Origin of the sequence: Pseudomonas fragi (assembly GCF_002269505.1) — a bacterium.
GTDB classification, from domain to species: Bacteria; Pseudomonadota; Gammaproteobacteria; order Pseudomonadales; family Pseudomonadaceae; genus Aquipseudomonas; species Aquipseudomonas fragi_D.
On the sequence record NZ_NQKQ01000025.1, the window covers coordinates 70,688 to 77,717 of the forward strand.

The following is a 7,030-nucleotide window of genomic DNA, read 5'->3' on the forward strand; positions in this document are numbered from 1 at the left end:
CCCGGTCCAATCAGCCATCCAACTGTCAGTTTCTTGCGTCCGCCACGGCAGGACGTCAATTCTCCGACGACAAGATCATTAGGGGCTTGTTACATGTCTACATCCCTCGCATTCGTCTTTCCAGGGCAGGGTTCGCAGTCCCTCGGCATGTTGGCCGAGCTGGGCGCGGAACACCCGCTGGTCCTGGAAACATTCAAAGAAGCTTCTGCTGCCCTGGGTTACGACCTGTGGGCGCTGGTCCAGGAAGGTCCGGCTGAGAAGCTGAACCAGACTGACATTACCCAGCCTGCGATTCTCACGGCCTCGATTGCCTTGTGGCGTCTGTGGCTGGCTGAAGGTGGCAAGCGTCCTGACTTCGTGGCAGGCCACAGCCTGGGCGAGTACAGCGCGCTGGTGGCTGCCGAGTGCCTGACCCTGGCCGAAGCGGTCAAGCTGGTTGAGCGTCGCGGTCAGCTGATGCAAGAGGCCGTTCCGGCCGGGCAGGGCGCCATGGCGGCGATCCTGGGTCTGGAAGATGCCGATGTACTGGCCGCCTGTGCAGAAGCTGCGCAGGGCGAAGTGGTCAGCGCGGTTAACTTCAACTCGCCGGGCCAGGTCGTGATTGCCGGTGCCAAGGCTGCTGTCGAACGTGCCATGGAGCTGTGCAAGGCCAAGGGCGCCAAGCGTGCCTTGCCGTTGCCGGTGAGCGTGCCGTCGCACTGCGAATTAATGCGCCCTGCTGCCGAGCGTTTTGCCGAGTCCATCGAAGCGATCGACTGGAAAATGCCGAGCATTGCCCTGGTGCAGAACGTCAGCGCCGCTGTGACAGCCGATCTGCCGACCCTCAAGCGCGATCTGCTTGAGCAGCTGTACAAGCCTGTGCGCTGGGTTGAGTCGGTCCAGGCCCTGGCGGCCAACGGCCCGGTTGACCTGGTTGAATGCGGCCCGGGCAAAGTCCTGGTGGGCATCAGCAAGCGTTGCGCCGAAGGCGTTACCACTCACAATTTGAATACCCCGGATGCCTTCGCCGCTGCGCGCTTGGCTCTGGTCTGAATCAGGAGAAGCCTGCATGAGCTTGCAAGGTAAAGTTGCACTGGTAACCGGCGCAAGCCGTGGCATTGGCCAGGCGATCGCATTGGAATTGGGTCGTCAGGGCGCCATTGTCATTGGTACGGCGACTTCCGCTTCAGGTGCCGAGCGTATCGCTGCCACCCTGAAAGAAAACGGTGTTCAGGGCACTGGCATGGAACTCAACGTCACCAGCAACGAATCGGTTGCTGCGGTACTGGCAAGCATTCAGGAGCAGTTCGGCGCGCCGGCGATCCTGGTCAATAATGCCGGTATCACCCGCGATAACCTGATGATGCGCATGAAAGATGACGAATGGCATGATGTCATCGATACTAACTTGAACAGTCTGTATCGCCTGTCCAAGGGTGTTTTGCGCGGCATGACCAAGGCCCGTTGGGGACGAATTATCAATATTGGCTCTGTTGTGGGTGCCATGGGCAACGCAGGCCAAGTAAACTACGCCGCCGCCAAGGCAGGCCTTGAAGGTTTTGGCCGTGCGCTGGCACGTGAAGTGGGCTCGCGCTCGATCACTGTCAACTCGGTTGCTCCGGGCTTTATCGACACCGATATGACCCGTGAACTACCAGAAGCACAGCGCGAAGCCTTGCAGACGCAGATTCCGCTGGGCCGTCTGGGCCAGGCTCAAGAGATCGCTAACGTGGTCGCTTTCCTGGCATCCGACGGTGCAGCCTACGTGACCGGGGCTACAATTCCGGTCAACGGCGGGATGTACATGAGTTAAATGTGACGGATTGCTTCAAAAAAATGTCATACGAGCTGTCTAAAATCCGTTATAAAGCTGCAATCTATTTATAGGCAGCCGGCTGTTGCGGGGTGAGTGCAAAGCTTTCAGTTGAAAAACTGAAAAGGCTTTCGATACACTTGCCCACTGGCCAGCTGCCTGAATTTGTCCATTAGGAGTGAAAACAAGGTATGAGCACCATCGAAGAGCGCGTCAAGAAAATCGTTGCCGAGCAACTGGGCGTTAAAGAAGAAGAAGTGACCAATGCCGCTTCCTTCGTTGAAGACCTGGGTGCCGACTCCCTTGACACCGTTGAGCTTGTGATGGCTCTGGAAGAGGAATTCGAGACTGAGATTCCTGACGAAGAAGCTGAAAAGATCACTACTGTACAAGCAGCTATCGATTACGTTACTAGCCACCAGGCGTAATAGCTTGTAATCGTTGCTCGCTGTCATGGAAAAACCGCACTGCCGCTCTGGCGTGCGGTTTTTTCTTTAGGTGTGATGCAAAGTGTCGTCAATAGAATAAAGGAGAGTGCTGTGTCGCGTAGACGCGTCGTAGTCACCGGTATGGGGATGTTGTCGCCACTGGGTGCGGATGTTCCGAGCACCTGGCAAGGCATTCTGGCAGGCCGTAGTGGCATTGGTCTGATCGAACACACGGATCTTTCTGCCTATTCCACCCGTTTTGGCGGCTCGGTACAGGGCTTTAACGTTGAGGATTACCTCTCCGTCAAAGAAGCTCGAAAACTTGACCTGTTTATTCAATACGGTCTGGCAGCCGGGTTTCAGGCTGTGCGTAATTCCGGCCTTGAAGTTACCGACGCCAATCGTGAGCGCATCGGTGTGGCAATGGGTTCGGGTATTGGCGGTCTGACCAATATCGAAGAAACCAGCCGTACCCTGCACGAGCAAGGGCCGCGACGGATTTCTCCGTTTTTTGTGCCTGGCTCGATCATCAACATGATTTCCGGTTTTCTGTCTATCCACCTGGGTACACAGGGGCCTAACTACGCCATCGCCACGGCGTGTACCACGGGTACGCACTGTATCGGCATGGCGGCGCGCAACATTGCCTACGGCGAAGCCGATGTGATGATTGCCGGCGGTGCCGAAATGGCCGCCTGCGGTCTGGGCATGGGCGGCTTTGGTGCCTCCCGTGCACTGTCGACCCGCAATGATGATCCAACCCGTGCCAGTCGTCCGTGGGACAAAGGCCGTGATGGTTTTGTGCTGTCTGATGGTGCCGGTGCGCTGGTGCTCGAAGAGCTCGAGCATGCCAAGGCGCGTGGTGCGACCATCTATGCTGAGCTGATCGGTTTTGGCATGAGCGGTGACGCTTTCCACATGACTTCGCCTCCGGCTGACGGTGCGGGTGCAGCGCGCTGCATCACCAACGCCTTGCGCGATGCCGGGGTTAATCCGGAGCAGGTGCAGTACATCAATGCTCACGGTACCTCGACGCCTGCCGGTGACCTGGCAGAAGTCTCGGCGATCAAGTCGGTATTCGGTGATCACGCCTACAACCTGGCAGTGAGTTCGACCAAGTCCATGACCGGTCACCTGTTGGGTGCAGCCGGCGCGGTCGAGGCGATTTTCAGCGTGCTGGCCATCAACAGCCAGATTGCTCCGCCGACCATCAACCTCGACGAGCCTGATGAAGGCTGCGACCTGGACTTCGTGCCGCACACGCCGCGCGAAATGCCGATCGATGTGGTGCTGTCCAACTCGTTCGGTTTTGGTGGCACCAACGGCTCGCTGGTGTTCCGCCGGTTCGCCGAGTAATGCAAAGCTGGGTCGACGGTCAACCGGCGAGCGCCCTGGCCTCGCTTAAAGACCGTGGGCTGGCTTATGGCGATGGACTGTTCGAGACCATCGCCGTCAAGGCCGGCACGCCGTTGCTGCTGGAGCTGCACCTGCAGCGTCTGGCGCAAGGGTGTACCCGGCTGGCGATTGTTGCGGATCAAGCACTGATCCGCAGCGAATTGCTGGCTTATGCGCAAGCGATGGGCGAGGGCGTCCTCAAGCTTATCCTGACCCGTGGCGACAGCCAGCGCGGTTATGGCGCATCTCCCGGGGCCTTGCCTCGAAGAATTCTGCAAGCCAGTCCGGCGGCTGCTTACCCTGAAGCCAATGCGTTGCAGGGTATAACGCTGTTCGACTGTGCCACTCGTCTGGCCGAGCAACCGTTGCTGGCGGGGCTCAAGCACCTCAATCGACTTGAACAGGTCATTGCGCGATCCGAATGGCAAGACCCGGCCTGTGCCGAGGGCTTGATGCGCGACACCTCGGGGCGGGTGATTGAAGGTGTGTTCAGTAATCTGTTTATTGTGCATGACGGGGTGTTGCTGACCGCCGACCTGAGCCGCTGCGGCGTGGCCGGCGTCATGCGCGCGGCACTGCTGGCTGAGGCCGGGCGCCTGGGCATCCCGTGTCATGTCACCGACATCAGCCTTGCGCAACTGCAGCAGGCCGATGAACTCTTCCTCTGTAACAGTGTGTATGGCATTTGGCCCGTGCGCGCATTTGCAGACCTGAGCTGGCCGGTGGGGCCGCTCACCCGTAAACTGCAAGGCATTGCTCGCACCCTATTGGATGTCTGATTCGTGAAACGTAAAATCTTGGTGCTGCTGGAGACAGGTCTGGTGCTGGCGGGCTTGTTGCTGGGCGCCAGTGCCTGGAAGCTCAATTCGGCGCTGGACCAGCCGCTCAACCTGACGCAAGAGCAATTGCTCGATGTGCCGGCTGGCGCCACGCCAACTGGCACCTTCAATCGTCTGGAGGCTGACGACACGCTGCGTGATGCGTTCTGGTTGCGCCTGTACTGGCGCTTTAATCTTGAAGGCCAGCCACTGCACAGCGGTGAATACCGCATGATACCGGGCATGACCGCCCAGGACCTGATCGGTCTGTGGCAACGCGGCGAAGTGGTGCAATACAGCCTGACCCTGGTTGAGGGCTGGAACTTTCGCCAGGTACGCAGCGCACTGGCCAAACACGACAAAATCGAACAGACCCTCGATGGCCTGAGCGACAGCGAAGTCATGGCCAAACTCGGGCACGAAGGGGTATTCCCTGAAGGGCGGTTTTTCCCCGACACCTATCGTTTTGTACGCGGGATGACCGACGCCCAACTACTGGAAAAAGCCTACGATCGTCTGGATAAAGTACTGGCCCAGGAATGGGAACAGCGTGATCCGGGTGTGCCCTATACCAGTCCTTACGAGGCGCTGATCATGGCGTCACTGGTGGAAAAAGAAACCGGTGTGCCACAAGAACGTGGGCAAATTGCCGGAGTTTTTGTGCGTCGCATGAAAATCGGCATGCCGCTGCAAACCGATCCTACGGTGATTTACGGCCTGGGTGAACGTTACAACGGCAAGCTGACCCGCGCCCATTTGCGTGAGCCAACACCCTATAACACCTACACCATTCCCGGCCTGCCACCGACGCCGATTGCCATGGTCGGGCGCGAAGCCATTCATGCCGCGTTGCACCCGGTTGATGGCACCAGCCTGTACTTTGTCGCCAAGGGCGATGGCAGCCATACATTTTCCGATGATCTCGATGCGCACAATTCTGCTGTGCGCGAGTTCCAGATCAAGCGTCGAGCTGATTACCGTTCGAGCCCCGCGCCGACTCCTGCTGCTGAGCCGGCAAGCCCTGCGGTCGAGCCGCAAAGCCCTAAAGACACTGATTAAGGATTGCTGCCTGTGACTGGCTTGTTTATTACCCTGGAAGGCCCCGAAGGCGCGGGCAAAAGCACCAACCGCGAATACCTGGCAGAGCGTTTGCGCGCTGAAGGCATCGACGTGGTGCTGACCCGCGAACCCGGCGGTACGCCGTTGGCAGAGCGCATCCGTGAGCTGCTGCTTACGCCCAGCGACGACGCCATGTGTGCCGACACCGAGCTGTTGCTGGTGTTCGCCGCCCGTGCCCAGCACCTGGCTGAAGTCATTCGCCCGGCTCTGGCTCGTGGCGCGGTGGTGCTGTGTGATCGCTTTACCCGCATACTATTTCGGAAGCCTAACCAATGTAAACATGGTTCAGGTTAGGCTGATTCTATGAGTCTACAGTTTCATAAACCTTGAATCCCCAGAAATGCTAGCTTTTTAGAAGGTTGATATTCTGATTTATTCTGCTGGTAGCCTGCCCTATATTAAAAACGTAAACAAGCCCCCTCGAAGACTTTTCTCGCCAGCTATGTAAACCTGGGGATAGCTCATCGCTTCTGTAGGTCATAAATTCGGGTGCTGAAAAGAGTAAAACGTCCGTATTTAGGGGGGTTCAGGGTTTACATTTCAGTGTTGCCATCTCGCGCCGTCACTCGAACGGCACTTTAAATTGCCTCTACTCAGAAACAGGGTGATGCTACCTACAGATGCGAGTGATTTTGTGGGGAGGGCGCAGCGGAAGGCTATTATGGATTAAACCCCATATGAGCATTAGTGCCCATAGGAACCGCCTTCCTTTACTGCCGTTCGATGTCTGCCTATTTCGGCATCCGCCAAATCCGATTAACAGTTGACGTAGGAATTACAAGCGCTTCAGAAGCATCTTTCTGCGTCATCCCCTGCGCGCGGCAACGAAGCACGGCTTCTATTTTTGCGGGAGATGAGCGCGGGCCAGCCTTGATGGGTATGAGTGTGCCGTCAGCGAATTGCTCCGACAATCCGTTTACCACACCCAGATCAATGAGATTCCTCACCTCTAAGCTAAGTCGCTCGAGAGCCTCATCGGGAGATAGCCTCTTGTCAAGGCTCTGTAATAGTGAGGTAAGAAAAAAATGGACAGCTGAGAGCCCACTAAATCAACGCTTTGGGCTCAAACGGATTTGTCCATTTTTTTAGGATTGAAATGGACAGCAGATTCGATTGGTTTCAGATAAGGCCTGGGCGAGTGCGCCGCATGAGGTCAAGCCAGCATCTACGCATAGCGATGAGGGGGTGAAGACTGGCGCGGAGAATTTCCGCAGAAGGGGGATCTCAGGAGTAGCCTCTGATTTTTGAACGCCTTAATCTGCGGAGAATTTTGCTTTTCTTAGTGAGCGGCGGCGATCAAAAGCCTTCAGAATTGGCTTGAAGGGTTGGTCAGCTCTGCGCGGAACGCTTTTGTGAAGAGACATTTTTTAGTGTCAAAGCCTTTAGGCTTAGACAGCGCTTTGAATCGCCCCTAGTTTCGTAGACACCTCCAAGCCTTAAAATGAGGCCCATTAGGAGGTGCCATGAGCAACCAGCGA

At 57.1% G+C, this 7,030-nt stretch carries 6 protein-coding genes and 1 pseudogene; all 7 read left to right on the plus strand.

Translation table 11 applies throughout. The annotated features are described in order from the left end of the window. Positions 1 to 93 precede the first annotated feature (93 nt). Positions 94 to 1,032, plus strand: coding sequence for an ACP S-malonyltransferase (fabD, locus tag CJU81_RS19065; RefSeq protein ID WP_095037849.1), 939 nt, complete (start codon positions 94 to 96; stop codon positions 1,030 to 1,032). A gap of 16 nt (positions 1,033 to 1,048) precedes the next feature. After that, entirely contained in the window at positions 1,049 to 1,792 is a 744-nt protein-coding gene (gene fabG / locus CJU81_RS19070; protein ID WP_016779951.1) for a 3-oxoacyl-ACP reductase FabG, read from the plus strand. 191 nt (positions 1,793 to 1,983) lie between these two features. Beyond that, positions 1,984 to 2,220 (plus strand): acyl carrier protein, encoded by a 237-nt coding sequence (acpP, locus tag CJU81_RS19075; protein ID WP_016779952.1) that lies wholly within the window; start codon positions 1,984 to 1,986, stop codon positions 2,218 to 2,220. Between the two features lie 111 nt (positions 2,221 to 2,331). Then, positions 2,332 to 3,576, plus strand: coding sequence for a beta-ketoacyl-ACP synthase II (gene fabF / locus CJU81_RS19080; RefSeq protein ID WP_095030686.1), 1,245 nt, complete (start codon positions 2,332 to 2,334; stop codon positions 3,574 to 3,576). Next, positions 3,576 to 4,394, plus strand: coding sequence for an aminodeoxychorismate lyase (pabC, locus tag CJU81_RS19085; protein WP_095037850.1), 819 nt, complete (start codon positions 3,576 to 3,578; stop codon positions 4,392 to 4,394). Before fabF ends, pabC begins: the two co-directional genes overlap by 1 nt. 3 nt (positions 4,395 to 4,397) lie before the next feature. Next, a complete protein-coding gene (mltG, locus tag CJU81_RS19090; protein ID WP_095037851.1) occupies positions 4,398 to 5,492 on the plus strand; it encodes an endolytic transglycosylase MltG in 1,095 nt (364 codons plus the stop codon). A gap of 12 nt (positions 5,493 to 5,504) precedes the next feature. Next, positions 5,505 to 5,798 (plus strand): annotated as a pseudogene (gene tmk / locus CJU81_RS19095) (dTMP kinase); the annotation flags it as partial. Positions 5,799 to 7,030: the final 1,232 nt, after the last annotated feature.

Coding starts and splice junctions, on each gene's coding strand:
- acpP (WP_016779952.1), top strand. CDS start 1,984: ATGAGCACCATCGAAGAGCGCGTCAAGAAAATCGTTGCCGAGCAACTG.
- fabG (WP_016779951.1), top strand. CDS start 1,049: ATGAGCTTGCAAGGTAAAGTTGCACTGGTAACCGGCGCAAGCCGTGGC.
- fabD (WP_095037849.1), top strand. CDS start 94: ATGTCTACATCCCTCGCATTCGTCTTTCCAGGGCAGGGTTCGCAGTCC.
- pabC (WP_095037850.1), top strand. CDS start 3,576: ATGCAAAGCTGGGTCGACGGTCAACCGGCGAGCGCCCTGGCCTCGCTT.